Below are 26,182 nucleotides of genomic sequence, written 5' to 3'. Positions count from 1 at the left end.
TCACTCGCGAAAGCTTTGCGCTCGAAAGCCGCCCAGGCCTTGGACGGCTAAACCTATATTGTGCCTCAAAACGGAACCGCTCCCTGAAAATGGGGGCGTTTTCGTCAAAAAACAGCCTATCGCGCGCAATAAATGAGGTGTGCGTTCTTCACGCCGCACCGCTCGATTGTCAGCCCTTAAATCAGCCCTTCAGCGTCTGCTCGAGCACGTGCAGTTCGTGGTTCAGTTGCGCGTCGTTGCCGCGCTCCGCACCGATCTTGCGCACCGCGTGCAGCACGGTCGTGTGATCGCGTCCGCCGAAGAGCTCGCCGATCTCGGGCAGGCTCTTTTGCGTCAGCTCCTTGGCCAGATACATCGCGATCTGGCGCGGGCGCGCAATATTAGCCGGCCTTTTTTTCGAATACATGTCGGCGACCTTGATGTTGTAGAAGTCCGCCACCGTCTTTTGAATGTTCTCGACGGAGATCTGGCGGTTCTGCACCGTCAGCAGATCCTTCAGCGCTTCCTTGGTCAGCTCGATGGTGATGTCGCGGCCATGAAACTTCGAGTACGCGAGGATCTTGCGCAGCGCGCCTTCGAGCTCGCGCACGTTCGAGCGCAGATGCTTCGCCACGAAGAACGCCACGTCTTCGGAAAGGCTCACGCCTTCGGAAAGCGCCTTGCGCATGAGAATCGCGACGCGCATTTCCAGCTCGGGCGGCTCGATCGCGACCGTCAGGCCGGAATCGAAGCGCGAGATCAGACGATCGTCGATGCCGGAGATTTCCTTCGGGTACGTATCGCTGGTGATGATGACCTGCGCCTTGTTCGCGACGAGCGCCTCGAACGCATAGAAGAACTCTTCCTGCGTGCGCGACTTGCCGGAGAAGAACTGAATATCATCGATGAGCAGCAGATCGAGCGAATGGTAGTAGCGCTTGAAGTCGTCGAATGCCTTGCGCTGATACGCCTTCACGACATCGGACACGTACTGCTCCGCGTGGATGTAGCGAATGCGCGCGCCAGCCTTGTCCATCAGCAGCTGATTGCCGATCGCGTGAATCAAGTGTGTCTTGCCGAGGCCCACGCCGCCATACAGAAAGAGCGGGTTGTACGAAATGCCCGGATTGTCCGCGACCTGGATCGCGGCCGCGCGAGCGAGCTGGTTCGCCTTGCCGGTGACGAAGTTGTCGAAGGTCAGCACCGGGTTCAGTTTCGAACGCTCGTAGGCGGAATCGGTTTCACCGCCCGCCGACGGAGCGCCGCCCGGACGCCACGTGCGCCGGCCCGCGGCGGCTTCGTTGGCGTCGAGGCTCGGGAGGTCGAGATCGGCCTGATCTTCTTGCGTGGCTTGCGCGGCCTGTTGAGCCGCTTCGGCTGCGAGCGCGTTGATGTGCGCGGTGGCGTTCGCGTGCGCGACGACGGTCGGCGGCTGCGGCGTGGCCGCCGAAGGCGCGGGCGCGCGCGGCGCAACGGGTGCGCTCGGGCGCGGGGCGGCGGCGGGTCCACCGCCGATCGCGTTGCGCGCGGTGGCTTTCGGATCGAGGACGAATTGCACGTCGATGGGCGCGCTGAAAAAGTCGCGCGCGACATCGGCGATACGGCCCGAGAACTGGCTTTTCACCCAGTCGAGCTTGAAGCGGTTGGGAGCGGCGATGCGCAGGGTGTTCGCGTCGGCATCGAAGTCGACCGGGGTCAGCGGCTTGATCCACGTGACGTACTGCTGCGGCGTGAGTTCACGCGCGAGCAGTGCGGAACAGTGTTCCCAGAAATCGTTCATCGAATGCGGTCGTTATGGTTGCTCCGCACCTGCGGGGCCGTGCTTGCCGAACGTTCGGCAAGTCCCGGCACAGCCGAGCAGGCATGCTTCGGAGGCTTACGCCGCAAGGGTTTGCGGGCGGACGGCGGGCCGAAGCAGCGGGCGGATATTTGGGAGTAAGGCGAGATTCTAACGCCAAACGAGGGCATCGCGCGAGTTATCCACAGGGTCAAATCAACGCGCCGGACGTGCCGGATTTGTGCCTGAATCCGTGTTCGCAGGCGCTAAACTATTGACGGTCTATAGGAAAACGGTTTAAATAGCGGGTTCCGCGAAAACAGAATTCCTGAACCTCCGGACATCGCGCTTGCAGTGACCCCACTGGAGCCTAGCCCGCGCGGTCAATCAACACTCAAGTGAGAGCACCATGAAACGTACTTACCAGCCTTCCGTCACGCGCCGCAAGCGCACCCACGGTTTCCGCGTTCGCATGAAGACCGCTGGCGGCCGCAAGGTCATCAACGCTCGCCGCGCGAAGGGCCGCAAGCGCCTGGCAATCTAAGTCTGCCGATGGCAGCTCGCGGTCGGATTCATATGTCAGCGAGCCGCTCACGCGCCGCACAGAAGTCTTGAAACAGGACATCGTTCAGTTGCCGGCGCAGGCTGCGTTCCCCAAGGCCGCAAGGCTGCTGAAAACGGATGAGTTCTCATCCGTTTTTCGTTTGCGCCCCTGGCGCCGTTCGCCGCACTTCGTTCTGTACGGCAAGCCGTCCGGAAAGGAAGCGCGGCTCGGGCTGGTGATCGGCAAGAAGCAGGCGCCGCGCGCCGTCACGCGCAACCTGGTCAAACGGCTTGCGCGCGAGGCGTTCCGGTTGCGCCGCGCGCAGTTGAACGGATTCGACATTCTCGTTCGGCTGCATGCGAAGATCGACCGCAAGGCAATGCCGAGCGCGAGCTCGCCGCCGCTTCGGGCGTTGATCAGCAGCGAACTGGAAACATTGCTCGACCGTGCCGTGCGCGAAGCTGCGCGCCGTGCGGCCGAATCCGTGGCGGCGCCGCCTCATGCGCCCGCCGTCGACGAAACACCCGGCCCGTCAGGGTCATGAAGCGCGGATTGCGCCGGATTTGCCTTCCATCAATGGCGATTCCAGCGCGCGGCGCGAAGCTTATGCAAACGGCACTCATCGCGTTGTTGCGCTTCTACAAGCTTGCTGTGAGCCCCCTGCTCGGCAATCGGTGCCGCTTTTATCCTTCCTGTTCCGACTACGCGCGCGAGGCAATCCAGTATCATGGCGCCGCGCATGGCACGTATCTCGCCGTGAAGCGGCTCTGCCGCTGCCATCCTTTTTCGGCGGGCGGCGTCGATCTCGTGCCGCCTCCCAACGCGCACGAATCGCGCACGGACGCCGAAGCCTCCGGGCAAGACAAGCTTTCAACACTAAACGGCGCTGAAGCGCTTTCCGATCGACACTGAGACAACGCATGGATATCAAACGCACCGTCCTATGGGTCATCTTCTTCGTGTCAGTTGTCCTGCTGTTCGACAACTGGCAACGCGACCACGGGCGCCCGTCGATGTTCTTCCCGAGCGCGACGCAGCCGGCCAAGACCGCCAGCAACCCCGCACCGGGTTCGGCCGCATCCGGCGCGCAGCCTTCCGAGCTACCCAACGCGCCGGCCGGCGCCGCCGCTCCCGGCTCGACGACGCCGCCCGCCACGGCGCAGGCTCAACTCGTCAAGTTCACGACGGACGTGTACTCGGGTGAGATCGACACGCGCGGCGGCACGCTTTCGAAGCTTTCGCTGATGAAGGAAGGCGACGGCAAGCAGCCCGACCTGTACATCACGCTGTTCGATCACACGGCGAACCATACCTACCTCGCGCGCACGGGCCTGCTCGGCGGCGACTTCCCGAACCACAACGACATCTTCACGCCGGTGCCCGGCCAGACGTCGCTGACGGGCAATGAAAAGACGCTGAAGATCGCGTTCGAATCGCCGGCGAAGGGTGGCGTGAAGGTCGTCAAGACTTACACGTTCACGCGCGGCAGCTATGTGATCAACGTCGACACGAAGATCGAAAACGTCGGTGCCGCGCCGGTCTCGCCGAAGCTCTACATGGAGCTCGTGCGCGACAACACGCCGGTCGAGACGCCGCGCTTCTCGCATACATTCATCGGGCCGGCGGTCTATACGGAACAGAAGCACTTCCAGAAGATCGATTTCTCCGACATCGACAAGAACAAGGCATCGTTCGAACCTTCCTCCGACAACGGCTGGATCGCGATGGTGCAGCATTACTTCGCGTCGGCGTGGATTCCGCAGCAGGGCGTGAAGCGCGACATCTATGTGCAGAAGATCGATCCCGATCTCTATCGCGTGGGCGTCACGCTGCCGGCGCAGACCATCGCACCGGGACAAAGCGTGAATGTCGATGCGCGTCTCTTCGCCGGTCCGGAAGAAGAGCGCATGCTCGAAGGCATCGCGCCGGGTCTGGAGCTCGTGAAGGACTACGGCATGGTGACGATCATCGCCAAGCCGCTCTTCTGGCTGCTCGAAAAGATTCACGGCTATGTGGGCAACTGGGGCTGGGCGATCGTGCTCCTCACGGTGTTGATCAAGGCCGTGTTCTTCCCGCTGTCCGCGGCGAGCTACAAGTCGATGGCGCGTATGAAGGAAATCACGCCGCGCATGCAGCAGATCCGCGAGCGCCTGAAGAGCGATCCGCAGAAGATGAATGCCGCGCTGATGGAGTTGTACAAGACCGAAAAGGTCAATCCGTTCGGCGGCTGTCTGCCGGTGGTCGTGCAGATTCCGGTGTTCATCTCGCTGTACTGGGTGCTGCTATCGTCGGTGGAAATGCGCGGCGCGCCGTGGATTCTCTGGATTCACGATCTGTCGCAGCAGGACCCGTACTTCATCCTGCCGGTGCTGATGGCCGTATCGATGTTCGTGCAGACCAAGCTGAACCCGACGCCGCCCGATCCCGTTCAGGCAAAGATGATGATGTTCATGCCGATCGCGTTCTCGGTCATGTTCTTCTTCTTCCCCGCTGGTCTCGTGCTGTATTACGTGGTGAACAACGTGCTGTCGATCGCGCAGCAGTACTACATCACGCGCATGATGGGCAAGGGAAAGACGAAGGCGGCTTGAGCGCTGCGTCTGGTTTGATCTGAATGTGGAAACGCCCGGCTTGCCGGGCGTTTTGTTTTCAGGCGGTGCTATCTCTTTGCTTCAATCGCCCAGTTCTCTCAGCGCGCGGATGAGCAGTTCCTTTACGGCGGCTTTTCTTTGTCTCTCTCTGTCCGCAAAGGTGCCTGCCTCATACGGAGCGGGTACTTGCGCCGCCTCCGGATAGGCATGTTGCTCCTCTCGATCGGCGCTTTGCCCGACGAGCCATTCAACCGACTTGCCCGTTAGCTGAGCCAGCCGACGCATGTTTGCCGGGTTAGGCAGATAGCGGGCGCCCAACCAGTTCTCAGCTGTGGTGTCCGAAATCGTCTCGTCGAAGCAAAGGCTCCAGGCACGCGCCAAGTCAGCCGGCTTTCGCGGATCAAACGATGCGATGCGAAGCCGCCTTTTGATGTCGGGTGCGGCGTCCTCGAGCGCGCGCACGAGACGCGCAGCAAAACGAGCTTTATTGATGTAGGCAGACATGGCGCTCAGTTTCAGGGACGGCATCTCATCGCTGGCCAAGCGTGCGCTTGGAAACCAAAGCGCGCGCTTGGCGCACTGACTTGAACGAGTGCAAGAAAATCGGCGAATCAGCGCGTTAGCGTAGTTTCGCCAACGACCTACGATTTATCCCAAATGCACGAGAAGTCGCCCGAACGCGCGTATCGACTGCTCACCGCGTCATCGCTCCATAGAACTGCTCGACGAGCTCCTCGAGCAAATAGCGATGATGCGGCGACAGCGCTTCGATTTTCGTCGCCAATTCGAGCGTCTCGTCCGACGCCGGATACTGCTCATCGCGGGTAAGCGGTTTCGGTGTCACTTGCGGATTACCGCTCGGCGGCGGCCCGTAATGCAGCCAGTGCTGATCGACCTTGAACCATTCCGCGAGCGTCTTCAGTTTGTCGACGGTCGGAATCGAGCGCGCGGTGAGCCATTTGTGCGCGGTCTGCGGCGAAACCGACTCCCCTTCGTAGCGCAGGTTGAAATGCAGTGCGAGATCGGTCGCGCCGCGCATGCGTTCGGGTGCGCGAGTCATCGAGAATTTTAGCCGCTCGGAGAAATCGGCTTTTTCTTGTGGGGTAGGCATGGACTGGATTGTGCAAGGCAATTGCCGCTTATAAAGCAACCGGTTACGTTACTTTTTACGAGAACATGACATTATTTATCTTGATTAAGTGCGCGTGTTCGCTGCGTTCGAGCAGCAAATTCTCCTCTTAGCTTGGCTTCTAGTGGGCTTCTACGCACTTTTGCCATGAAATTTGACTCTCGGTCCGACTACGCACGTCTATCCCAAAAAAGATAACGCATGTGCCCGGTTCGCACCAGCGCGCGAGTGCAATGCGGGCTCCGCGATACAATGCCGGCACTCTTAAAACATCCACTCCCACTTCCCTCATGCTGAGCAACGACACCGATCCGATCGCCGCGATCGCTACCGCGCCGGGACGCGGCGGCATCGGTGTGGTGCGTCTGTCGTTCGGCCGTTCGGGCGAGGCCGCCGCGCAGAAAGCCATGCAGGCGTTGTGCGGGCAGGCGCTCGCGCCGCGGCATGCGAGTTATGTACCGTTCGTGGACGGCAATGGCGAAGCGCTCGATCGCGGTATCGCCCTTTACTTTCCCGCGCCCAATTCCTATACGGGCGAGCACGTGCTGGAGCTACAGGGACATGGCGGCCCGATCGTGCTGCAACTGGTTCTGCAACGCGCCCTCGAAACCGGCCGCGATTTCGATCTGCGCCTCGCCGAACCTGGCGAATTCACGCGGCGCGCTTTTCTCAATGACAAGCTGGATCTCGCACAGGCGGAAGCGGTCGCCGATCTGATCGAAGCGAGCACGGAAGCGGCGGCGCGCTCGGCCGGCCGCTCGCTGGAAGGCGCGTTCTCGCGCGAGATTCACGCGCTCGTCGAGGATGTGATCAATCTGCGCATGCTCGTCGAGGCGACGCTGGATTTTCCCGAGGAAGAAATCGACTTCCTCGAAGCAGCGGACGCCCGCGGCAAGCTCGCACGCATCCGCGAGCGGCTCGACACGGTTCTCGCCGATGCACGTCAAGGCGCGCTCTTGCGCGAAGGCTTGTCCGTGGTGCTCGCGGGCCAGCCGAACGTAGGCAAATCGTCGCTGCTCAACGCGCTCGCGGGCGCGGAACTCGCGATTGTCACGCCGATTGCCGGCACGACGCGTGACAAAGTCGCGCAGACGATTCAGGTCGAAGGCATTCCGCTGCATATCATCGATACCGCAGGGCTGCGCGATACACAGGACGAAGTGGAGCGCATCGGCATCGAGCGCACGTGGGGTGAGATCGAGCGCGCCGACGTCGTGCTGCATCTTCTCGATGCCCGCGAAGGCGTGACGCCCGAGGATCACGCCATCGCGGCGCGCTTCCCGGCGGGCGTGCCGGTCGTACGGGTGATGAACAAGACGGATCTCGCGGGCGCACCGGCCGTCGTGCGCGACGGCGCGAGTCGAGCGCGTGAAGTGAATCTGTCTGCCAAGACCGGCGACGGAATCTCGCTATTGCGCGACGAGCTTCTGAAGATCGCCGGCTGGCAGGCGGGTGCGGAAAGCGTGTATCTCGCGCGCGAACGTCATCTGATCGCGTTGCGCGAATCGCGCGATCACCTCGCACTGGCGGCGGAACACGCGGATCAGCGCTCGCAGGCGCTCGATCTGTTCGCGGAGGAGTTGCGGCTCGCGCAAGACAATCTCAACGCGATCACTGGCGAGTTCACATCCGATGATCTGTTGGGCGTGATCTTCAGCCGCTTCTGCATCGGAAAATAGGCTACGCGCCCGCGGGCTTGCCGACCTCGCGCAACTCCGCGCTGAGCTTCTCGACTTCCTCCGGCCGACCGTGAAACGCCGCTGGCGTGTTCTGAAACATCTCGATCCGATACGCGCCATCGCAGAGCGACAGCACGATTGTCTGAATTGCGTTCAAACTCGGTTCGAGCGCGGTCGCGCCGCGCGGCCACATGCCCGCGACGGCACGCAACAATAGCGTCTGCCCCTTCGCCATGCGCCTCACTTCGCGGACCTTTGCCACGAAACGCGGTGTCGGATGCCCGGCGAAGATCGGCCGGAGGTGCGCTTCGATGCACGTGCGCCCGTCGATGACGCTGCCATCGAAACCAACGAGGCTCCCGCGATCTGTGAAGCGCGCCGCCATCGCGGCCGCGTCCTGCCTGTTCCAGTCGTCCAGCAGGCCGAAGTAGACGCGCCGCGCGCTGGCGGTCCAATCGGCGGGCGTGCTCATGCCGCCTTCTTCCATGCCGCGGCGAAGACGCCCGCGCCCATGAGGAGCGCGCCGCCCGTGCGGTTGACCGCACGCTGCACCGAAGGTTTGCGGATTGCCTTGCGCGCGCCGGACGCGAGCAGCGCGTACGCGAACGCATTGGCTGTCGCGAGCCCGACGAAGGTCGCTTCCAGAATCGCGATCTGCGACACGCTCGCCGCGTGTGGGTCGACGAATTGCGGCAGGAACGCGACGAAGAAAATGATGCTCTTCGGATTCAGCGTCGTGACGGCATAGGCATGCGCCATGATCCGGCCCGTTCGCAAGTCGCCGGCGGGCTGCACGGCGTCCGTATCGACGACCGGCGCGCGCCACAGTTTGAAGCCGAGATAGATGAGATAAGCCGCGCCGATCCATTTCACCATCATGAACAGTTCGGCCGATGCCGCCAGCAGCACGCCCAGCCCGAGCATCGATGCGGTCATTGCGGTGGCATCGCCGAGCGCGACGCCGACTGTCGTCGCGAATGCGTATTTGCGGCCGTGGCCGAGCGCGTAGGACACGACGAGCAACACAGTGGGGCCGGGAATCGCGACTAGAATCGCCGACGCAATCGCGAACGGCAGCCATTGAGCGAGGGTCATGCTGGGACTCCTTGGTTCGATGCGTCGATTTATCCATGAACGCGCGAGCATGGCAATAGGCCGTTCAGCCAGCTTGACGTTACGCACCCGTTCACGGATACGTGGGACTTCACGCATGCACCACTAATGCAGTGCACCAAACGGCGTCGAGAGGTAAATTGCCGCACGCATAGTCATTCATGCGTGAGCTTTGACTGCCTTTCCAGCGCCTTTTCGATATTTTTCGTTCCATGCGACGTTCGCTGCCCTGATTTAAGAAGCCTGCGACATTCTGACGTGTTGCGATCGCAAACAACATATGCTTGCAAGTTCGACGCTCTCAATTAGCATGAGTCTTGCGGTCATTCGCTTTTAAATACATAGCTAATTTCAAAACGATTTCGTTTGGAGGCTATACATGCAGAAACGCGCCAGTGCTCTTTTCGCGGTGATGGGTTTGTTCGCAGTCGTGTCCGCGGCGCAAGCTCAGGACAACGTCGTTCAGCCGCAGCAGACGTTCACCTTCCGGCCCAACTCGTATGGCTGCTTGTCCAAGGACAAGTTCGATTCGGCCGACCAGCACGCGAGAGCGGGCGAGCATCAGAAGATGCAGCAGTTTTTCGAGGGTTTCGAATGCATCTCGACTCCGGTCGAATCGCATTTTCGCGTGATTCGCGTGGTTGGGCATGACGTCGAATTCGTCAACGCCTCAAATAGCGATACGCAAGGCATGTGGACCACCGATCGTTTCATCGATCAATAAGCGGTTTTCTGCGAATTCGATAAATCAGCGATCCGGCGCGATTTGAATCGTGCCGGTGATTTGATTTAGCCGAGAATTTGTGGTCGGCAGAAATGCGCGCCCGCGAGGACGAGTTCGCCTCGCCGTCTTCCAAATCAGCATCGATTCGACGCACAATGTCGCTTTCGCGCGACGTCGTCGTGCATATCGACAATCCTTCTCCGCCGGCCGAAAAATCCGGCGTCCGATGCTGAATGGCTCTCAAATCCACGATCTACAAGGCGGACCTCCAGGTTGCCGATATGGATCGCCACTACTATGGCGATCATTCCCTGACCATCGCGCGTCATCCATCGGAGACCGACGAACGGATGATGGTGCGCGTCGCCGCATTCGGTCTCTTCGCGGACGAGCGCCTGGAGTTCTGCAAAGGCCTGTCCGATACCGACGAGCCCGACCTCTGGCAAAAGGATCTCACCGGACAGATCGAGACATGGATCGAAGTCGGCCAGCCCGACGAGCGGCGCATCTCGAAAGCGAGCGGCCGCTCGGACCGCGTGATCGTCATCGCTTATGCCGGCAGGACAGCGGACATCTGGTGGCAGGGCGTGAGGGGCAAAGTCGAGCGCTTGCAGAACGTGACGGTCTGGTCGCTGGAAGAGGGTGTCGCCGAAGCGCTCGGCAAGCTGGCCGAACGGACGATGCGTCTGCAGTTGATGATGCAGGACGGCGACGCGTCGCTGAGCAGCGAGCGCGTCGATCCCGTTGCGATTCGCTGGAACGTGCTCAAGACCGGCGCTGCATGAGTTTCAGGCTTCGGGCGGTCCTTTGAGTTCGATCATGTTGCCCTCGGGATCGAACAGATAAAGCGACGGGCCGAAGCCTTCGGCGCCGTAACGCCGCGCTTCTTCGCCGATGCCCGCGCCATGCTGTTCGAGATGCGCGCGCAACGCATCGGCATCGAACGGTTCGACGCGAATGCACAGATGGTCCATGTTGCGGCCCGCGCCGGGCGCGCCGCTTTCCGGTCGATCGATCTTCGCACCAACGGCCAGCAGGTCGATCAGCGAGCGGCCGGCGCGCATCTGCACGAGGCCGAGATCGCGCTGCTCCTTCTCGACCGGACAGCCCAGTGCGGTGCGATAGAAGTGCACCATGTTGTCGAGATCGGCGCAGCGAATCACGACGTGATCTATTTCGCGGATGTTGAAATGCATCGTCGACCTCGCGTTCGATGTGAGGGTTAGTTTAGCGCGATGGTGGGGAGCGGCGGGTGAGTGAGGAAATGAAAAGGGCCCGGCGGTTAAGCCAGGCCCTTCGGATTCGGTGGTGGAGAGGAGGAGGATCGAACTCCCGACCTTCGCATTGCGAACGCGACGCTCTCCCAGCTGAGCTACCCCCCCAACTGCCGTTAGATCAAGGGGTTAGCATCAGATGCCCCCCATTCGTCACTATGGTTTGTCACCCCGCTGTCACCCTTGGAGAAGTGATGGCAACCATTCGACAACGCAACGACCGCTGGCAGGCGATCGTGAAACGCAGTGGCTACCCGACCCAATCGAAAACGTTCACCCTCAAGAAAGATGCGGAGAAATGGGCACGGCTGCAGGAACGCCTTATCGACGCTGGAGAGTGGATCGACACCACCGTTCGAGACCGCCGGACGACCCTCGGAGAACTCCTCGACCGATACGCGAAGGAAGTCAGTAGCGGCAAGCGGGGAAGCCGGGCCGAAGCTTACAGAATTGAGACGCTCAAGAAGCTCGGGCTAGCAAAGCACGCAATTGCGACAATCACACCGCAGATGATCGCGTCGTGGCGGGATTCCCGCGTGAGCGAGGTCTCCTCTGGAACGGCATTGCGGGAACTCCAACTCCTTGGGCACGTTTTCACGATGGCAAACCGCGAGTGGGGCGTTCCGATTTCCAAGAACCCCGTCAGCCTGATAAGGAAGCCACCTGCCGGAAAACCCCGTGACCGTGTGCTGACCACATCAGAAAGGACCGCCCTTGTTTCCTCCTGCAATGAATGCCGGAACCCATGGATCAAGCCGGTCGTCGTCTTTGCCTTGGAAACCGCTGCTCGGCGCGGAGAAATCCTCGCATTGCGATGGAACGACGTGGACTTGTCGCACCGCACGGCAATGCTGCATGTGACGAAGACAGGCCAACCGAGGCGAATTCCATTGTCGCCTCAGTGCGTCGGGATGCTGAATACGCTACCGCGCAGCGTTGATGGAAACGTCTTTCCTGTTTCCGTAGAGGCCTTAAAGCAAGCCTATGAACGGGCGGTTACCCGTGCCGGTATCACCGACTTCACGTTCCACGACCTGAGGCACGATGCACTTACAAGGCTGGCGAAGCAGGGACTTTCGGTTCTGGAACTTCGAGCCATATCCGGACACACAACGGCGAACATGCTGCAGCGGTACGTGTCAATCGACGCGGGCGAATTGGCGATGAAGCTCGGCTGACGATCAGAAGTTTGCCCATAGTCACAGCGCCTCTGGCGGCCCAGCGGCGAAATTTGATGGGGTTGTGCCTCATTGGGTCTCGTCGTCGGGCGGCTGAGTGGTGAAGTCAATACTGACGATAAACGCAGACCGGCGATACGGGGTCGTAAATGCGAAATGGCACCAAGCCAAGCGGTTCGATGCGGCTAGGGTCAACAACTCGTGGAAACGGCCATCCGTCATATCAACGACACCCTGAAACTCGGGTTTGACCGATATGAACACGCCGACGTTGGGTACTTCGGCATTCCCCAGTTCCGGCTTCTCAGCTGGCGAGACTTGAATCAGGAATCGGGTGACCCCGCCAACCGGCTCTGTGAATTCCCCTTCGATCAGAACGGTCGCGCGGCTCTCTCTCGCTGGAGGTCGACCCCGAGGTCTGTCCGCATGCTCCCGCAGACTTGCATGCCAATTTGTGACGCGTCCATATCGGCTTATCAGCTCCCGCCGCCGAGTGTGCTGTTTCTTCATCTGGCTCATGATCGTTGCGGATAGTGCAGGGTTGCCACTTGCCCCGTTCCTGCGCTCAATCGCCCCCGTTCGTGATGGTTGCAGAGATACCGATTGCACTATGAGTTTTACCCCGGACAGGCAAAACGGAAAAGACCCGCGCCGCCTCTTCCAATATGTCCTGTTTCGTGATTGCAGGATTCAGAATTTGCAGGTCACGGGCCATCGTCAAATCGTTGACCATCAGCCGTCGTTTCTCGATGATGCCCTTAAGTTCCTTTCTCTTGCGTGCCTTGTGATTTGATAATAGACCGGGATACGCAAAGGCGATCCAACGATCAATGACAGCATCTAATCCAGCGGTCAATCCACCGCGACGGTTTCGCATTGCTAGAAGGTATGCCACGAACGGGCGTTCCTTAGGGGGACAATCGCCGATCCTGATATGTGTGTCAATAAATTTGTCGGAGACCGACCTCAGTTCAGGAAGGCGTATTTTGTGTTTTCGTGCCTGTGTTTTAGTGACTATCTCCCCAGTATGCGTATCGAGCCAAGTATCGGGAACCTTCTGAACTACCGGAAGAGTCTTCTTCGTGACTTTCCATCCAGCAGACCTTAGACGTTCCTTAGGAACTACCCGATAGCTTCCGTCGATTGCAACGTACTTCGGTAAATCCTCTTGGTCTGATATGAGCCACGACATCTGTGGCAGATAGGGAGATTCCTGTACTGCGCTTCTGACCGCAGTTAGTTCTTCATCGTCATTCTTCATTTTCAGCGCAACTTCTACTGTGACGGTCTCTCTACGAGCCGACCATATTGGGCAAAATGTGGTGTATTCCACCAGTTTTGAAAAGCGCGGACCCTTACCGACTAAGGCTGAGCGGGATTTTGCCTATAGAATTAAAGACCTGGTGACACTTCAGTAGCGAAGACTAGGAAAGTAGCTTCTGTGCCGACGGAAGAAGTAAGACCGGTAAAGAAATTCACAGACCTTAGGCCGTTGCGTTGGCCTCGTGGATGCCTGAACCCGCTGGCCCCACTTTTCCCGTGGATTCCACGTATTTGGAGACCTAGGCATCCACGGAATCATATACATGACCAGAGATCGCTATAAGGGTAAAACTATTACCGTATAAACAAACGATGGTAGATGTATAAGGACTCTCTATAAGCTGAAGTGGTCGTCAGATAGATGGAAGGACACAGGTCTAGTAAGAGATGCGCTGTAGGTTTAAGCTTTCATTGACCAAGCAAAGATAGTCTTTAAGGCAGGCGTATACGATGACACCTTAATGGATTCGGATTAACGAAAACAGTTGTCAGACGAATCAGATGCGATCCTAGTTTCACCAAGAGGTTCTCAGAAAAGGGTGAAAACATCTGTCAGGTAAGCAAATACTCGGACTAAGACGTGGCAGTCATGCAATACATGATAGCGAATGTCGATGTGAGGCCCAGGTTTCCTCGTCATCGATTCCTACTCGTCGTCCTCCGCAGCTTCCTCAGACTGATTGGTATTTTCTAGTTTAAAATGCGCAGAAATGCATGCATAGCCTTCTCGGCCGGCTCTTCATCAAAACCTTTGAAGGCTTCAAGAGGGATTCCCTCGGGTCGGTTACAACGTTCATACCAAGCAGGATCAACCGGAAGTTTCATACCGAAGATCTTACTAACGTGTTCCTCGTAGGTACGGGCTAGTTGATCTAAAGAATCCCTGAGGATTCTGAGGCTGTCTTCGATCGCTATCCCTTCCTCGGTCCAAAGCTTCCGTATTAACTTTTGCTCGTCCAAGGTTGGATTAGGATCAAAAGCCCCTCCGGAATGTCGATTAGCGGGGCGGTGCCAGCGATTGTTATCGTTGGTTACGTCGAACTTGCTCCCTTTCCATCGGTTCCATTTCTTGAAAACTACGACAACGTTTGCCCAGCAGTGCAGCCCCGTGACTTTTTTGTGGTTCCTCGCGATTAGGTGATCGCGCTCATAGAGATCATCATACGCTCGGGGTTCATACAACTTTTGAAGCGCTTCCTTCTCGCGTGAATACCATGCGGGCAACGTACGCTCTGAATATCCTTCGGCCAGATTTCTGCCTTTGGTCCGCCAAGTCACTGCAGCACCGTACTCCCGCTTCTGTCCAACGTATTGCGGATCGATCTGAGACTTCTTCGAGTGAAGCTTCCGAAAGTACGCATTAATCTCCTCCCGCTGACCCGGAATACTCAAACGTGCGGCCAAGGCGTCGCTGATTTGTTTCCGTCGAAACTCATAGTATTCTGGATCGTTGTGATATCGCTGCGTCGTCCTCGCATTTGTAATTTCGTTGCGTACATCGTTGCACACCTTGCATACGCCTCGTCCCCCGGCAACCAAGAATATCGTCCACTCGTGGTGCTTACAGTACCAATCGATTTGCTCCAGTCCCGCTCTCAATGCTTCGTCAAACGCTTTTCTCTTTTCGCCCCGCTTCGGTATAGACCTTTCCATGTTCTGCCACTTGTCTGGTTTGCAACGGCGTTAATTCTGCACGAGATCGGTTCCGCGAGGCACAAAAACCCTAGGAATCCTAAGGGCTGCACACGTTTAGCCCTTCTTGCACAACCTTGTTTTGTACAAACTCATATGTGCAAAATTGTGCAACCGATATTGCGAACTGAATCGGGATAGTGCTGGGGCGACAGCCTTTAAGAGGATTTGGCAACGAACTAGAAAAAGCGTCACGCTCCTTTTGATATTCTCTCGGTGCCTAGACTGGGATCAATAACGTTTTTTGTGGCGTTCGCGGGGCACGCTTTTAAGCGAGAGGAATAACTGCTCTGAACATTAACCAGCGCCAGACGAAAGGGGGCCAAACACAACTAGCTATATAGTTACCACCTGCAAATCAACGGTTGGGCTGAAAACTCTGTATCGCTTTAACCGCACGTTCGACTTAAGGCCTACAGAATTGCGTCTGCCTATCGAAAAGGGCGATTCCCCACGGCGCTTTATTTCATTAAAACTTTTAGAATTAATAAGTTCGATCAATCAGCGGACACAGCGCTGCGTTAGGCTTGGGCTGCTACCTCTGCACAGTACCGTTTCACCGTGGCAACTGACAGCCCGAAGTGTGCTGCCGTGGCTGCAATGCTGGCTCCGTTATCGACTCGCCACGCTTGGACCTCTACAGCCTCAGCCTTCCGTGGTGCGCCAAGCTGCTGACCTCTTGCCTTGGCTGACTCGATACCAAGCTTCTGAAGCTCCCTACGGCTCATGTAATCCGCTTCACCCTGAGCAGCGATGAAGGCCAGCACAGCATCCCTCGTTGCCTTAGCGATGGGGCTAGTAGCCGTGCCATCAAACTCCATCCCGTTCATCGAACAAACGACCTTCACGCCCATTTCCATTAGCTGGCGCATGGTGGCGCTGAGTTCATCGTAACGGCGGCTGATTCGGTCCAACCAACGAACATGCAACACACCACCCTCTGACAGCTTATCCATGACCCGTTTCCATTCGGGACGATCAGAAGGAGCTACGTGGTATCCGCTGATGCCTTCATCGATATGGACGTTGCGTTTATCGACTCCACACCTTTTCGCATCATCGTATTGGGTGGCGCTGGTTTGACCTTCCGTGGTGCTGATACGACCGTAGTAGACGGTTCTCATGTTGGCTCCCTGTAGCTCATAATCTCAGTGGCTCAATAGTACAGGTAGCTCATAAGACAGTCAACATTGTGAGCTAGGTTTCTATCATCAATCTTACTAGGCTCTCACTGTATACCTTGTGAGCTACCTTACAGGGGGACCGGAGGGGTGTACTCTTGGCTCATCGCCCGATGACCCGTGGCTTACGGGAAGCACCTATGAGCGTCGAATATGAACTCCGTGCAGTCGAAAAGGCCATCCAGATGTGCCAGCAGGAAATTGAGGTTCAGACGGACCGGCTTATGCGGCAGACAAGGGATGGGCTCGACGCTTCCTCGTCACGACGTTTGCTGTTCACTCTCCATCGCAACCTGACAGCATTGAAGCAAGCGAAGCAAGCCTTGGAACGACGGTGACTCCAAGTGCTGATGCTCTGGTTTTTTCTTCGAAGCTGCCCAGAAATAGACCCCCCTATCGCTGCAGGAACTGACTTCAAAGATAGGGTTAAAGGCTTGACCGGTTGTTGGTTGTTCGAGCCCGCGAGTGAGAGACAACCGCCCGAGATTTGGGATAGCAGTCCGGACCCTTGGATGGACGCCTTTCGCACATCAAGCGACGAGTGACACATAAATTTATGTGCAAGGCAAACAAAAAAATGTGTAAACTACGTGCGGCCGCCTAGAATGCTGCATGACCTACGAACAGTTCCAAAGGCAACTTGGCAGAGCCGGGATCAACGTCCGAGAGTTCGCAGAGCTGCTAAGGATGAACCGGAATTCAGTGACTAACTGCGCTACGCGAGGGGACGTGCCGGCTCACCTCGCTGTAATCGTCACGCTCATGGCCCTGCTCGCCGAGCGGGAGGTCGATTTTCGCGAGGTCTTGCGCCACGTGGACATCGATCCGAAAAAGCCCAGAGGAGCAGGACGCAAAGGACGCTTTGGCGGAGATAGGCAAACCGACTTGCCCTTGGATAACAATCAAACAGACTAGATGAATAACCTTGAGCTTTTTGCCGGCGCAGGGGGGCTCGCAATGGGAATCACCAGAGCGGGCTTCGTGCACGATGCCGTTGTCGAATGGGATGCCGACGCATGTCAGACTATCCGAGAGAACCGGGGGCATTACTCCGACCACGGTGAGAGCTTCGACTTGTTCGAAGGTGACGCACGAACCTACAATTACGACGTTCACAGAGGCAAGATCGACGTAGTTTCGGGTGGTCCACCGTGCCAGCCTTTCTCAATGGGAGGGAAGCATGGCGGTTACATGGACGAACGAGACATGTTCCCAGTGGCCATCGAGTCTGTTAGACGCGTCAAGCCCAAAGCGTTCATCTTCGAGAACGTGAAAGGCCTGCTTCGCGAGAGCTTCGCCAGTTACTTCGAGTACGTCACCCTGCAGCTGGCGTACCCCGATTTGCCGATCAAGAAGAACGAAAGCCAAGCTGAGCATCTTTCGCGCCTTGAGCGAATTCACTCGTCTTCGAAGCGTAAGCCAACGTACAAGATCTTGTTTCGACTTTTGAATGCCGCCGACTACGGAGTGCCTCAGAAGCGTGAGCGTGTATTCATCGTGGGTATCCGCAGCGATCTTGGTATCGAGTGGTCATTCCCTGATCCGACGCATTCGGAAGATGATCTGTTGATCGCAAAGTACGTCACTGGCAGTTACTGGGACAAGCATGGCATACCGAAGACGCACCGTCCTGCGCCACCTCAGAGGCTACAGTCCCGAATCTCGAAGCTTGCCGCCAGACTTCCGTTGGAACCGCTTATGCCTTGGCAGACTGTGCGCGATTCCATCTCGGACTTACCGGATCCGCAAAGCAAACAAGCCACCAAGTTCCACAATCATGTCTTCAATGGCGGTGCTAGAGCCTACCCGGGGCACACTGGGAGTCCGTTAGATGAACCAGCAAAAACCTTGAAGGCCGGTGTACATGGAGTTCCGGGCGGCGAGAACATGCTTGCTTATCCTGACGGAACCGTACGCTACTTTACCGTTCGCGAGGCAGCCCGGATTCAAACATTCCCCGATTCGTACCGATTTCATGGTTCGTGGTCGGAAACGATGCGACAACTAGGGAATGCCGTTCCTGTTCGTCTTGCCGAAGCCGTGTCTCGGTCTGTTGCGAACGTTCTTGAAGAAGCAGCGGCAACGGCGACAACAGTCCAGCACTGATCATGGTCCAAGCAAGAAAACCAGCCACCTCTTCACGTGCGTGACGGGATAGGAGTACCGCGCCACGCGCACCGCGACCACGCCGAACTCTTGGATTGACCTGAGAGTATTGAAGACTCGCTAGGGTTGGTAGTGAACCAGCGTCCCGTGTTTGTAAGCACGATTCTCTTTGTACAGGATCATGTGACTAGGGAACGCCGTAGACTGCCAACCCGGTAGAACTCGCGTTATCAACTTAAGAAGCTCGACTGCAGGCATATCGACGGACGGAACGGTCACGCTAGCAGTCCGGTGATCTGGATGTCCCTTGCTGAAATGTGCGAACTTGTCGCGACCGAGATGTTCAGTCTCGTAACGAATAAGATATGGCAGCCTCTTCGGGTCCTTGAGCGCCACCAGCAAATCCAACACGTTCCACTCACCGGGCGCAATCCAATGACACGGCCAGTCTGCCTTGATCGGATAGCGGGTGTCGAATCCGTCCGGGTCCTTATTAGTCAGTTCCCGATTGCGTCCGGGATCATGAGGACCGAACCCGTTGCCATTCCATTCACATCCACCGGAGGCTTTTGCCTTGTAGTGCCGAATCATTGACGCTTCCGGGGCGAGCGTAACCCAGTTCTCGTGAACATAAAGGCACTTGAAACCCATGTCGTTAACGTCGATCCCTTGCCGGCCGCTAATCTTCAAGTAATGCTCGCCTAACCGCGTCCGCAAATTATCGGCCTTTCCAACGTACACTAAGAGACCGGAGTGATAAAGCTGGTAAATGCCTTGGTCGCTTTCGAGAGCGGCGGTGTGGGCGGGCGCAAGCTGCCCTGCAGTCAATTTATCAAAAGCAGCTTCTAATTGTGAGGACAGTGCGCTGATTATGTCGATTTCGAATTTGGCCGAATGCATGTAAACGCCGAGCGGTTTGCCGAGTTTGGTTAGAGCAAAAGCAGCGATGCTACCCTACGATCCATATAAACACTAGGAACGAGGCGTTCGTCGGCCTGCCGCACTGGCGGTGGTGGGGCCCAAGAAAGCGACGAGTCGTCGAAGCAAACTTGTACCATCGACCAGCTCACACTCCCATAGTACGAGGACCTCCCACCCCAGCGCTCGAAGCGCGGAGATGCTTCTCTCGTCTCTTTCCCTGTTTGCGTCTAGCTTCGCGGTCCAAAAATCGACGCGCGTTTTGGGGATCCGAGCAAGCGCACACCCCTCATGGCGGTGCCAGAAACAGCCGTGGACAAATATGACTTTGTTCCGACCGGGAAACACTAGGTCGGGCGTGCCCGGAAGGTCTCTTCGGTGCAAGCGGAACCGGTATCCGGCGCTGTGTACGAGCCGACGTACAACCATTTCCGGCGACGAGTTCTTGCTACGCACCCGCGCCATTATCCGGCTGCGGGTCGCCTGATCTACGGTATCCACCACACTTGCTTCCTCGATGGGGCTCACATGCCGTCATTCTCCGGGAAACGAGTCGAAAAGATGCAGTTGCTCGGGGAGCCGCTTGGCCGTTATTGAACTGGCAATATCTGGCAGGCGGATACTGGCGGAGCCATTCCGCAAATCGGTGATGCGGTCTCGGAAGAGGTTGCAGAACGGATGCGTCGGTCGGCCGTTTTCCGCAACACTGCGCCCACCCTTTGCGTACTCGTGCTTGTGGTCATACTGGAGCCCTTGCTTCAGGTCCACGACGCCGCCGCAGATCTCGCACTTGATCGTCGAATTCAGGAGTGCGTGGACGTTGATCTCTTTCTGGCTATCTTTGGAAAACGCGCGGCTAGCGCCAGTTTTTCTTGAGCGAGGGGCGGGCTTTACTCCGACGATCTGCCTTATTTTATCGTCCCGGGCGGCCATAGCGGTGGATCTGCCGAGCAGCAACGTCTCTACCAGCTTTTGGAGCAGGTCGGCCACTGTGTACACGGACTTGAACCCGCCGCCGATTCTGTGCGTGATCTCTGCAATTTCCTCTTTGTACTGGATAAGTACTTCCTCCAGTTCGCCACGAACGGCTGACAAGGCGAGTTTCCGATCTCGAACTTGCTCGTCATCGCCAGACAGCAGCCAGTGACACCAACCGTAAAACAGACCACGAACGAAAACGGCTTTGCGGTTGTACCAGTAGAGCAGCGGCGCCACCGACAGTGAAAGGGAATTGGAATTCTTCCCGGCCAGGTGACCGAGCTTTTTCTCCAACGCGGCCAGCAGCTGGTCCCCATTGACAATGATTTGCTCGGCGCTTGCCCCTGTATCCTCGCCTAACAACTGCGGAAAACGCTCGCGGCCAATCGGCCCACGCGTCAGGAGTGGCAGCAGTTCGATGAGGTGCTGATGGGGGCGGAAGTTTCTGGGCGTTACTAGGAAAGGAACATTGATGTCAACGATATTCGCATCAAACGGTGGTACGAACAGCAGACGGTGCAACGCGTTGCATCGGTCACTCAGTCCAACAAGCGTCTCGCGGACGCCTTGCGTTAGGCCACTTGCGTCATGTGGCAGGGGCCAATAGCGCTCAGCTGCCCCGGACGCACCGGCACTGGCGATGCTCATAATGACCCGACTCAGGCTGCCATTTCGATGTTCGATGAGCAGCTGCTCGACGTCGTCCAGACTTACGCCCTGTCGGTTGATCGCCAAGAAAGATTCCTCTGCCGCCTCGTAGTCTCCGAATTCCCATTGCGCGTGTAGCGTCCTGCTAGAGTCAACCATGTCAGAGTAAAACATCGCCATCTGGGCGTCCCGCTCTGACATTTCCTTAAGAGGTGCGCCTCCGCTCTTAGCGATTCGGTTCCACTCGACGTGGGCGGCCTCGAAGTCGGTGAAAAGGCCGACTTTCTCCCTGACAAGTGCTCGGGTTGCCTTTGCAGCCGCAAGCACCTCTTCTAGGTTCTCGTAATGCTTGTAGAAATCACCGGCCTTATCGCCCCAATCGTCGATCATCCACGCCCGAAGCACGGATAGCCGGTGCGCTCCGTCAAGCACAAACGTCAATCCATTCTCGCTGCTTCGCCACAGGATGATTGACGGGATGATCCGTCCACGAATCACCGAGTTCAAAAAAACGACACATGCCGCCGGCTCCCAAGCGCAAGTAGCTCGCTGGAAATCGGGTTTGTGCAGCCTATCAAACCAACTGTTTCGGATGTCGTCGAAGCGGATGTTCGGATCAGGCCGATGACCCGCGCCACCGCCCGTTTGGAGGACGTCAGAGCGTTTGCCCCGGTAGCGCAAATTCTCCCGGTTGATCAAGTGATCGAGATGCACTTTGGGACCATTGGCAGCCATCTTTTTTCCGCGACGTAGTAGGAGCATCGGATTGTATGCGCTATACCTGCGCCCGTCTCGACGTCCGCCTCCGGTTTCCAAGTCTATTGCGCCGCGAGTAGCTAACCGGAACAGATCTATTGCGCTTATGACCTCGGCCCGACCCATAATCGCTGGAGACGCTTCTGCATTCCGAGCGTCTGCCGCCGGAAGAGTCATACTAGTCGTGAACGTTCGCGAACCCGTTTGTCCAGCGGACGGTCGAAGCTCACGGGCGCTCGTGCGCCGTCGCAAGCAGGTCCCCGGCTGCAACTACCGCGTGAAATGCATAACAGTTGCCCGCTGGAAGGCGCTAGTGTGGGATGGAGGATTGACCGAATGACAACTCTCATGACATCCTCGGCCGTGACAGGCAGGCACCTGTCACCCTGATGTCACCCTGCGGGGTGCGGACCGGACGATGACGGAAGCGGAGCTCCAAGAAAAAAACCGGCCTAAGTGACCGGTTTTAAAGAGGATTCGGTGGTGGAGAGGAGGAGGATCGAACTCCCGACCTTCGCATTGCGAACGCGACGCTCTCCCAGCTGAGCTACCCCCCCAACGAACCGAAATTGTATCACAGCGCAATCACCATCAGGCAAGCCTGCCGACGATATGCCGCGCCGCTCACTTCTGCGGCGCTCCCGCCAGAACCCATCCGACGACGGTCTTGATATCCGCATCATTCATTCTGGGATGCGAGGGCATCGGAATCGGACCCCATACGCCCGCGCCGCCGTTCTTCACTTTTTTTTCGAGCTGCGCGCTCGCCTGCGGCTGTCCCTTGTACTTCTCGGCGACCTGCTGAAACGACGGCCCCACGAGCTTGCGATCGATCGCATGACAGCCCATGCACGCGTTGCTGCGCGCGATCGCCATCGCGTTTGCGGATGCCACCGGCTGCTCTGCCGCGCATGCACCGAACGACGCGGCGACAATCGCCGTGCCAAACATCAAACGCAGCACGTTCATTTCGCCGCCGGAGCCGGATTGCCCGGATGCACGTCCGAGTTCTTCACCGGTGCGGGCGACTGCGTATCCAGCGGACGCGAGCTCACGCCCGAATCAGGCACTGTGCCGACCGTCGCTTCGGGCGCCGGCGCCCTCGCCGCCGACACCGCGCTCGCGTCGGATGCGGCAGCCGCCTCCAGCGCCTGCGCTTCTTCCGGCTTGATGTACTGGAAGACCTTCACGACCTGTTCGACGCCCGACACGCGCGCGGCGACATCGGCGCCATGCGCGCCTTCGTCCTGCGTGACGAGTCCCATCAGATAGACGACGCCGCGCTCGCACACCACCTTGTAGTAGTTCGCGCGCAAGTCCTTCTCGCCCACCATCGCGGTCTTCACGCGGCCTTCGAGATACGAGTCGTTCGCGCGCGATGAAATCGAGCTCGCGCCCTGAATCGCCAGCTCGTTGACGATGCTGCCCACGTTGCTGATGTCGCGCACGACCGCTTCGGCCTTCTGCTTCGACGCTTCGTCGGGCACTTCGCCCGTCAGCAGCACGCGCCGGTTGAACACGGTCACGTTGACATGCGCCGTATCGGGCAGATTCTCGTTGATCCGCGAGCTCGCCTTGATCTGGATCTCGCGGTCTTCGGTCTGCGCGCCGAGCGTGCGGCGATCCGTGGCGATCAACGTGCCGCCTGCCGCCGCGCCGACGACCGCGAGCGCGCAGCCCTGCAACGTCAATGCGACTCCCGACAACATGCTCACCACGAGCGTGGCTTGGGCCAGCGTCGCCTTGACGCGTGTGTTGTTCATCAACTCCGTTCCCCCTTTTCAGTTTCAGTCGTCGCCGAGCAGCATCGCATCGATGCCGTCGCAAAGACAGTGAATGATCAGCAGATGGACTTCCTGGATGCGCGCCGTGCGATCGGACGGCACGCAGATATGGATGTCGGTTTCGGCAAGCACGTCGGACATCGCGCCGCCGCCTTTGCCCGACAGCGCGATCACGATCATCTCGCGTTCGTGCGCTTCCTGAATCGCGGCGAGCACGTTGACCGAGTTTCCCGACGTGCTGACCGCAAGCAGCACGTCGCCCGCCTGCCCGAGCGCGCGGACCTGATTCGAGAAGATCTGCTCGAACGCATAGTCGTTGCCGATGGCCGTGAGTATCGACGTATCGGCCGTCAGTGCGATCGCCGGCAAGCCCGGACGCTCGCGCTCGAAGCGGCCGATCAGCTGCGCGGCAAAGCGTTGCGCATCGGCCGCCGAGCCGCCGTTGCCGCAAACGAGAATCTTGTTGCCGTTCGCGAGCGCGCCGAAGAGCGTATCGACGGCCGCCGCGATCGGAACCGCCAGCGTGTCGAGTGCTTCGAGTTTGAGCGCCGCGCTGTCGCGGAATTGCTGTTGAATACGTTCGACTGACATCGACTCTCGATCATCGGCCGCGGCATACGCTGCGGCATGTGGCTTGAACGCTCAAGGCGCCGGTTGTTGCGCAGTTTACCGCATGCATCATGCGCCGAACCGCGCTCATGCTTCGTCGGCGCGAAACGCATCGCGCATCCACTCGATACGGCCCGCATCGAACGCGACGACATCGAAACGGCAAGCGGGCAACGCACCGCGCCATGTCGCGAGAAAATGCTGCGCGGCATGCACGAGGCGCGCGCGCTTTCTCGCATCCACGCTCGCAGCGGCATTCGCAAAGCGCCCGCGCTTTCTTGCTCGCACTTCGACGAACACGAGCGCACCGCGTTCATCGAGCATGACGAGATCGATCTCGCCGCCGCGACACGTCACGTTGCGCGCGACGAAGCGCATGCGCTGCCGCTGCAGAAACTCGAGCGCATGCGTCTCGAAAACATCGCCGAGCGTTTTGGACAAGGCTCCTCCATAAAAGTTGTCGACGAGCGGCCGCGATCGCGCGCCGCAAGCGCGTGGCAAAATGACGATCTTTCCTTCCACGCCCGCGCTCATGCTTCAGATCTCCGACCTCGCCGCCGGGCAGCACTATCCGACGGGCGCGCTCTATGTCGTCGCGACGCCGATCGGCAACGCGGCCGACATCACCGTGCGCGCGCTGCATGTGCTCGGGCTCGTCGATCGCATCGCCGCCGAGGACACGCGCAACACGGCGCAGCTGCTCGCTCGCTATGGCATCTCGAAGCCGTGGATCGCCGTGCACGAGCACAACGAACGCAGCGCGGCCGAACGCGTGATCGGGCATTTGAAGAACGGCGAGCGCATCGCTTGCGTGTCCGATGCGGGCACGCCCGGCATCTCCGATCCCGGCGCGCGTCTCGTCGATGCCGTGCGCGACGCGGGCCTGCCCGTCGTTCCGCTGCCGGGCGCGAGCGCGCTCGTCACCGCGCTGAGCGCCGCGGGCGCGTGGGTCGGCGGCTTCTCGTTCGTCGGCTTTCTGCCGTCCAAATCGAAGCAGCGCGCCGCGCAGTTGCGCACGCTCGTGAATCATCCGATGGCGCTGGTGTTCTACGAGGCGCCGCATCGTATCGTCGAGACGACGCGCGCGCTGGGCGAGGCGTTCGGCGGCGAACGGCAACTGCTGATCGCACGCGAGTTGACGAAGTTACATGAGAGCCTGCATCGCTGCACCCTGGCCGAAGGGCCAACGTGGCTCGAAGCCGATGCAAATCGTCAGCGCGGAGAGTTCGTTCTGGTGGTGGAAGGCGCTCCCGAGAAGCAGGACGCCGACGACGCGCACGATGCGCTGCTGGCGACGCTGCTGGAGGAGTTGTCGGTGAAGAGCGCGGCGCGCATCGCCGCCACTTTGACGGGTGCGTCGCGCAACGCGCTTTATGAACGCGCGCTGAAGCTCGCGAAACGCGACGATTCGGAAGAAGAATAGAAAACGGGCCGTCGCGAGACGGCCCGTCACGGAAACTGCCGGGTAACGCGGGCTCAGTTCACGCTGTCGTCGGCGAGCGACTGAGCCTGCTCTGCACGCGCTGCACGCGCTTCCTGCTGCGTGAGACCTTCGATCTTCACCTTCTGCGTGCCGGCGCCGCGCATACCGAGTACGGCCGCCGCAGCGTACGACAAATCGATCACGCGTCCGTGCACATAAGGACCGCGGTCGTTGATCTTCACGACCACCGTCTTGTGGTTGGACTCGTTCGTCACGCGCACCCACGACGCCAGCGGCAGCGTGCGGTGTGCCGCGGTCATCGCGTTCATGTTGAACTTCTCGCCGCTCGCGGTCTTGCGGCCGTGGAACATGCGGCCATACCACGACGCCTTGCCCTTCTGTTCGAAGTTGCCGGCGTCCGGACCGGAGGTGATCGGCTCTGCGTTCGAGAGCGACTGCGCCTGGCTCGGCTTGTCGGCGGGAAGCGAGGACAGGTGCGAATCGAAGGCGAGCGGGGCCGTCGAGCGGGCACCGCCCGTGCTGAGGGAGTTGGTAGTCTGAGGATTGGATGCGACATCGCCCGAACCCGGCGCGGCGCAACCCGCCAGCACGCCAACTGCTAGCAGGCTCCCGACATGTCGAATAAATCGAGCTTTCATAGACGTGTTTCAACGATAAATGAGCGGCCGCGCCGCACCAGATTGGCGCGCGCAAGGCTGCTCGAGGCTGTTCCGCGCAAAGCAATTCGCCGCTCGGTCAAGCGAACGGCGAACTCT

General features: G+C 58.9%; 29 protein-coding genes and 2 tRNA genes. 11 read left to right on the top strand and 20 right to left on the bottom strand.

Annotation, left to right across the window (positions count from 1 at the left end):
* Positions 1 to 181 precede the first annotated feature (181 nt).
* On the bottom strand, positions 182 to 1,759 hold the full coding sequence (dnaA, locus tag AWB75_RS00870) for a chromosomal replication initiator protein DnaA (RefSeq protein WP_061122189.1): 1,578 nt from the start codon (positions 1,757 to 1,759) through the stop codon (positions 182 to 184).
* Between the two features lie 406 nt (positions 1,760 to 2,165).
* Between dnaA and rpmH the strand changes: the two genes are divergently transcribed.
* The 4 genes from rpmH (at position 2,166) to yidC (ending at position 4,891) form a co-directional block, all read left to right on the top strand.
* Positions 2,166 to 2,300 carry a 50S ribosomal protein L34 gene (gene rpmH / locus AWB75_RS00865; protein WP_004198824.1) on the top strand — a complete coding sequence of 45 codons (135 nt, stop codon included), beginning with the start codon at positions 2,166 to 2,168 and terminating at the stop codon, positions 2,298 to 2,300.
* Between the two features lie 67 nt (positions 2,301 to 2,367).
* Positions 2,368 to 2,844: a ribonuclease P protein component gene (gene rnpA / locus AWB75_RS00860; protein ID WP_061122188.1), complete on the top strand. Its 477-nt coding sequence runs from the start codon at positions 2,368 to 2,370 to the stop codon at positions 2,842 to 2,844.
* Positions 2,845 to 2,906: 62 nt separating this feature from the next.
* The gene (gene yidD / locus AWB75_RS00855) at positions 2,907 to 3,212 is read left to right on the top strand and encodes a membrane protein insertion efficiency factor YidD (RefSeq protein WP_061122426.1); all 306 of its coding nucleotides are present in this window, start codon (positions 2,907 to 2,909) and stop codon (positions 3,210 to 3,212) included.
* Positions 3,213 to 3,220: 8 nt separating this feature from the next.
* A complete protein-coding gene (gene yidC, locus AWB75_RS00850; RefSeq protein ID WP_061122187.1) occupies positions 3,221 to 4,891 on the top strand; it encodes a membrane protein insertase YidC in 1,671 nt (556 codons plus the stop codon).
* A gap of 81 nt (positions 4,892 to 4,972) precedes the next feature.
* On the opposite strand, the gene AWB75_RS00845 is transcribed toward yidC, so the two are convergent.
* Together AWB75_RS00845 and AWB75_RS00840 are read right to left on the bottom strand one after the other, a co-directional pair.
* Positions 4,973 to 5,395: a hypothetical protein gene (locus AWB75_RS00845; RefSeq protein WP_143746387.1), complete on the bottom strand. Its 423-nt coding sequence runs from the start codon at positions 5,393 to 5,395 to the stop codon at positions 4,973 to 4,975.
* 190 nt (positions 5,396 to 5,585) lie between these two features.
* Positions 5,586 to 6,002 carry a transcriptional regulator gene (locus AWB75_RS00840; RefSeq protein ID WP_061122185.1) on the bottom strand — a complete coding sequence of 139 codons (417 nt, stop codon included), beginning with the start codon at positions 6,000 to 6,002 and terminating at the stop codon, positions 5,586 to 5,588.
* A gap of 308 nt (positions 6,003 to 6,310) precedes the next feature.
* Here AWB75_RS00840 and mnmE point away from each other — a divergent pair, with 308 nt between their 5' ends.
* Positions 6,311 to 7,699, top strand: a complete 1,389-nt coding sequence (mnmE, locus tag AWB75_RS00835; protein WP_061122184.1) for a tRNA uridine-5-carboxymethylaminomethyl(34) synthesis GTPase MnmE — start codon at positions 6,311 to 6,313, stop codon at positions 7,697 to 7,699.
* Between the two features lies 1 nt (position 7,700).
* On the opposite strand, the gene AWB75_RS00830 is transcribed toward mnmE, so the two are convergent.
* Complete coding sequence (locus AWB75_RS00830; protein ID WP_061122425.1) at positions 7,701 to 8,171, bottom strand: SgcJ/EcaC family oxidoreductase; 471 nt, start codon at positions 8,169 to 8,171, stop codon at positions 7,701 to 7,703.
* Positions 8,168 to 8,794: a LysE family translocator gene (locus AWB75_RS00825; protein ID WP_061122183.1), complete on the bottom strand. Its 627-nt coding sequence runs from the start codon at positions 8,792 to 8,794 to the stop codon at positions 8,168 to 8,170. The genes AWB75_RS00830 and AWB75_RS00825 overlap by 4 nt, the downstream gene beginning before the upstream one ends.
* Before the next feature lie 397 nt (positions 8,795 to 9,191).
* Here AWB75_RS00825 and sap1 point away from each other — a divergent pair, with 397 nt between their 5' ends.
* Complete coding sequence (sap1, locus tag AWB75_RS00820) at positions 9,192 to 9,536, top strand: surface attachment protein Sap1 (RefSeq protein WP_061122182.1); 345 nt, start codon at positions 9,192 to 9,194, stop codon at positions 9,534 to 9,536.
* 233 nt (positions 9,537 to 9,769) lie between these two features.
* Complete coding sequence (locus AWB75_RS00815; protein WP_061122181.1) at positions 9,770 to 10,321, top strand: YaeQ family protein; 552 nt, start codon at positions 9,770 to 9,772, stop codon at positions 10,319 to 10,321.
* Between the two features lie 3 nt (positions 10,322 to 10,324).
* Here AWB75_RS00815 and AWB75_RS00810 read toward each other — a convergent pair whose 3' ends face one another.
* Entirely contained in the window at positions 10,325 to 10,732 is a 408-nt protein-coding gene (locus AWB75_RS00810) for a VOC family protein (RefSeq protein WP_061122180.1), read from the bottom strand.
* A 110-nt stretch (positions 10,733 to 10,842) separates the two neighbouring features.
* A tRNA-Ala gene (locus tag AWB75_RS00805) sits at positions 10,843 to 10,918 on the bottom strand.
* Between the two features lie 86 nt (positions 10,919 to 11,004).
* Here AWB75_RS00805 and AWB75_RS00800 point away from each other — a divergent pair.
* On the top strand, positions 11,005 to 11,988 hold the full coding sequence (locus AWB75_RS00800) for an integrase (protein ID WP_159462760.1): 984 nt from the start codon (positions 11,005 to 11,007) through the stop codon (positions 11,986 to 11,988).
* 69 nt (positions 11,989 to 12,057) lie between these two features.
* Here the strand turns inward: AWB75_RS00800 and AWB75_RS00795 are convergent, their stop codons facing one another.
* The 4 genes from AWB75_RS00795 to AWB75_RS00785 form a co-directional block, all read right to left on the bottom strand.
* Positions 12,058 to 12,507, bottom strand: coding sequence for a hypothetical protein (locus AWB75_RS00795; protein WP_061122178.1), 450 nt, complete (start codon positions 12,505 to 12,507; stop codon positions 12,058 to 12,060).
* A gap of 46 nt (positions 12,508 to 12,553) precedes the next feature.
* Positions 12,554 to 13,249, bottom strand: coding sequence for a hypothetical protein (locus AWB75_RS36860; protein WP_143746386.1), 696 nt, complete (start codon positions 13,247 to 13,249; stop codon positions 12,554 to 12,556).
* Between the two features lie 752 nt (positions 13,250 to 14,001).
* Positions 14,002 to 14,964 carry a hypothetical protein gene (locus AWB75_RS00790; protein ID WP_061122177.1) on the bottom strand — a complete coding sequence of 321 codons (963 nt, stop codon included), beginning with the start codon at positions 14,962 to 14,964 and terminating at the stop codon, positions 14,002 to 14,004.
* A 560-nt stretch (positions 14,965 to 15,524) separates the two neighbouring features.
* A complete protein-coding gene (locus AWB75_RS00785; protein ID WP_061122176.1) occupies positions 15,525 to 16,127 on the bottom strand; it encodes a recombinase family protein in 603 nt (200 codons plus the stop codon).
* 197 nt (positions 16,128 to 16,324) lie between these two features.
* Here AWB75_RS00785 and AWB75_RS00780 point away from each other — a divergent pair, with 197 nt between their 5' ends.
* A complete protein-coding gene (locus AWB75_RS00780; RefSeq protein WP_061122175.1) occupies positions 16,325 to 16,522 on the top strand; it encodes a hypothetical protein in 198 nt (65 codons plus the stop codon).
* Positions 16,523 to 17,099: 577 nt separating this feature from the next.
* Positions 17,100 to 18,290: a DNA cytosine methyltransferase gene (locus AWB75_RS00770; protein WP_061122173.1), complete on the top strand. Its 1,191-nt coding sequence runs from the start codon at positions 17,100 to 17,102 to the stop codon at positions 18,288 to 18,290.
* Positions 18,291 to 18,410: 120 nt separating this feature from the next.
* Here AWB75_RS00770 and AWB75_RS00765 read toward each other — a convergent pair whose 3' ends face one another.
* The 8 genes from AWB75_RS00765 to AWB75_RS00730 form a co-directional block, all read right to left on the bottom strand.
* Positions 18,411 to 19,190: a GIY-YIG nuclease family protein gene (locus AWB75_RS00765; RefSeq protein ID WP_061122172.1), complete on the bottom strand. Its 780-nt coding sequence runs from the start codon at positions 19,188 to 19,190 to the stop codon at positions 18,411 to 18,413.
* 72 nt (positions 19,191 to 19,262) lie between these two features.
* On the bottom strand, positions 19,263 to 19,709 hold the full coding sequence (locus AWB75_RS00760) for a very short patch repair endonuclease (RefSeq protein WP_087086438.1): 447 nt from the start codon (positions 19,707 to 19,709) through the stop codon (positions 19,263 to 19,265).
* 33 nt (positions 19,710 to 19,742) lie between these two features.
* A complete protein-coding gene (locus tag AWB75_RS00755; RefSeq protein WP_159462759.1) occupies positions 19,743 to 21,569 on the bottom strand; it encodes a GmrSD restriction endonuclease domain-containing protein in 1,827 nt (608 codons plus the stop codon).
* 502 nt (positions 21,570 to 22,071) lie between these two features.
* Positions 22,072 to 22,147 (bottom strand) — tRNA-Ala (locus AWB75_RS00750).
* Positions 22,148 to 22,214: 67 nt separating this feature from the next.
* The gene (locus AWB75_RS00745; RefSeq protein ID WP_061122170.1) at positions 22,215 to 22,559 is read right to left on the bottom strand and encodes a c-type cytochrome; all 345 of its coding nucleotides are present in this window, start codon (positions 22,557 to 22,559) and stop codon (positions 22,215 to 22,217) included.
* Positions 22,556 to 23,353: a BON domain-containing protein gene (locus AWB75_RS00740; protein ID WP_061122169.1), complete on the bottom strand. Its 798-nt coding sequence runs from the start codon at positions 23,351 to 23,353 to the stop codon at positions 22,556 to 22,558. The genes AWB75_RS00745 and AWB75_RS00740 overlap by 4 nt, the downstream gene beginning before the upstream one ends.
* A 24-nt stretch (positions 23,354 to 23,377) precedes the next feature.
* Positions 23,378 to 23,965 carry a phosphoheptose isomerase gene (locus AWB75_RS00735; protein ID WP_061122168.1) on the bottom strand — a complete coding sequence of 196 codons (588 nt, stop codon included), beginning with the start codon at positions 23,963 to 23,965 and terminating at the stop codon, positions 23,378 to 23,380.
* A gap of 105 nt (positions 23,966 to 24,070) precedes the next feature.
* The gene (locus tag AWB75_RS00730) at positions 24,071 to 24,517 is read right to left on the bottom strand and encodes a YraN family protein (protein WP_061122167.1); all 447 of its coding nucleotides are present in this window, start codon (positions 24,515 to 24,517) and stop codon (positions 24,071 to 24,073) included.
* On the opposite strand from AWB75_RS00730, the gene rsmI reads away from it, so the two are divergent.
* The gene (rsmI, locus tag AWB75_RS00725; RefSeq protein WP_061122424.1) at positions 24,516 to 25,406 is read left to right on the top strand and encodes a 16S rRNA (cytidine(1402)-2'-O)-methyltransferase; all 891 of its coding nucleotides are present in this window, start codon (positions 24,516 to 24,518) and stop codon (positions 25,404 to 25,406) included. The two genes, AWB75_RS00730 and rsmI, sit on opposite strands and share 2 nt — an antisense overlap.
* 53 nt (positions 25,407 to 25,459) lie before the next feature.
* On the opposite strand, the gene AWB75_RS00720 is transcribed toward rsmI, so the two are convergent.
* Complete coding sequence (locus AWB75_RS00720; RefSeq protein ID WP_061122166.1) at positions 25,460 to 26,065, bottom strand: septal ring lytic transglycosylase RlpA family protein; 606 nt, start codon at positions 26,063 to 26,065, stop codon at positions 25,460 to 25,462.
* Between the last annotated feature and the right edge of the window lie 117 nt (positions 26,066 to 26,182).

This window comes from Caballeronia catudaia, from assembly GCF_001544755.2.
Lineage (GTDB): Bacteria > Pseudomonadota > Gammaproteobacteria > Burkholderiales > Burkholderiaceae > Caballeronia > Caballeronia catudaia.
Note: the sequence above shows the minus strand (reverse complement) of the source record. Positions and strands in the feature narration are given on the sequence as shown.

Excerpts from the sequence above, each read along its gene's own strand:
- dnaA (WP_061122189.1), bottom strand. The coding sequence starts at position 1,759 with ATGAACGATTTCTGGGAACACTGTTCCGCACTGCTCGCGCGTGAACTC.
- rpmH (WP_004198824.1), top strand. The coding sequence starts at position 2,166 with ATGAAACGTACTTACCAGCCTTCCGTCACGCGCCGCAAGCGCACCCAC.
- yidD (WP_061122426.1), top strand. The coding sequence starts at position 2,907 with ATGCAAACGGCACTCATCGCGTTGTTGCGCTTCTACAAGCTTGCTGTG.
- yidC (WP_061122187.1), top strand. The coding sequence starts at position 3,221 with ATGGATATCAAACGCACCGTCCTATGGGTCATCTTCTTCGTGTCAGTT.
- AWB75_RS00845 (WP_143746387.1), bottom strand. The coding sequence starts at position 5,395 with ATGTCTGCCTACATCAATAAAGCTCGTTTTGCTGCGCGTCTCGTGCGC.
- AWB75_RS00840 (WP_061122185.1), bottom strand. The coding sequence starts at position 6,002 with ATGCCTACCCCACAAGAAAAAGCCGATTTCTCCGAGCGGCTAAAATTC.
- mnmE (WP_061122184.1), top strand. The coding sequence starts at position 6,311 with ATGCTGAGCAACGACACCGATCCGATCGCCGCGATCGCTACCGCGCCG.
- AWB75_RS00830 (WP_061122425.1), bottom strand. The coding sequence starts at position 8,171 with ATGAGCACGCCCGCCGATTGGACCGCCAGCGCGCGGCGCGTCTACTTC.
- AWB75_RS00825 (WP_061122183.1), bottom strand. The coding sequence starts at position 8,794 with ATGACCCTCGCTCAATGGCTGCCGTTCGCGATTGCGTCGGCGATTCTA.
- sap1 (WP_061122182.1), top strand. The coding sequence starts at position 9,192 with ATGCAGAAACGCGCCAGTGCTCTTTTCGCGGTGATGGGTTTGTTCGCA.
- AWB75_RS00815 (WP_061122181.1), top strand. The coding sequence starts at position 9,770 with ATGGCTCTCAAATCCACGATCTACAAGGCGGACCTCCAGGTTGCCGAT.
- AWB75_RS00810 (WP_061122180.1), bottom strand. The coding sequence starts at position 10,732 with ATGCATTTCAACATCCGCGAAATAGATCACGTCGTGATTCGCTGCGCC.
- AWB75_RS00800 (WP_159462760.1), top strand. The coding sequence starts at position 11,005 with ATGGCAACCATTCGACAACGCAACGACCGCTGGCAGGCGATCGTGAAA.
- AWB75_RS00795 (WP_061122178.1), bottom strand. The coding sequence starts at position 12,507 with ATGAGCCAGATGAAGAAACAGCACACTCGGCGGCGGGAGCTGATAAGC.
- AWB75_RS36860 (WP_143746386.1), bottom strand. The coding sequence starts at position 13,249 with ATGAAGAATGACGATGAAGAACTAACTGCGGTCAGAAGCGCAGTACAG.
- AWB75_RS00790 (WP_061122177.1), bottom strand. The coding sequence starts at position 14,964 with ATGGAAAGGTCTATACCGAAGCGGGGCGAAAAGAGAAAAGCGTTTGAC.
- AWB75_RS00785 (WP_061122176.1), bottom strand. The coding sequence starts at position 16,127 with ATGAGAACCGTCTACTACGGTCGTATCAGCACCACGGAAGGTCAAACC.
- AWB75_RS00780 (WP_061122175.1), top strand. The coding sequence starts at position 16,325 with ATGAGCGTCGAATATGAACTCCGTGCAGTCGAAAAGGCCATCCAGATG.
- AWB75_RS00770 (WP_061122173.1), top strand. The coding sequence starts at position 17,100 with ATGAATAACCTTGAGCTTTTTGCCGGCGCAGGGGGGCTCGCAATGGGA.
- AWB75_RS00765 (WP_061122172.1), bottom strand. The coding sequence starts at position 19,190 with ATGCATTCGGCCAAATTCGAAATCGACATAATCAGCGCACTGTCCTCA.
- AWB75_RS00755 (WP_159462759.1), bottom strand. The coding sequence starts at position 21,569 with ATGGCTGCCAATGGTCCCAAAGTGCATCTCGATCACTTGATCAACCGG.
- AWB75_RS00745 (WP_061122170.1), bottom strand. The coding sequence starts at position 22,559 with ATGAACGTGCTGCGTTTGATGTTTGGCACGGCGATTGTCGCCGCGTCG.
- AWB75_RS00740 (WP_061122169.1), bottom strand. The coding sequence starts at position 23,353 with ATGAACAACACACGCGTCAAGGCGACGCTGGCCCAAGCCACGCTCGTG.
- AWB75_RS00735 (WP_061122168.1), bottom strand. The coding sequence starts at position 23,965 with ATGTCAGTCGAACGTATTCAACAGCAATTCCGCGACAGCGCGGCGCTC.
- rsmI (WP_061122424.1), top strand. The coding sequence starts at position 24,516 with ATGCTTCAGATCTCCGACCTCGCCGCCGGGCAGCACTATCCGACGGGC.
- AWB75_RS00730 (WP_061122167.1), bottom strand. The coding sequence starts at position 24,517 with ATGAGCGCGGGCGTGGAAGGAAAGATCGTCATTTTGCCACGCGCTTGC.
- AWB75_RS00720 (WP_061122166.1), bottom strand. The coding sequence starts at position 26,065 with ATGAAAGCTCGATTTATTCGACATGTCGGGAGCCTGCTAGCAGTTGGC.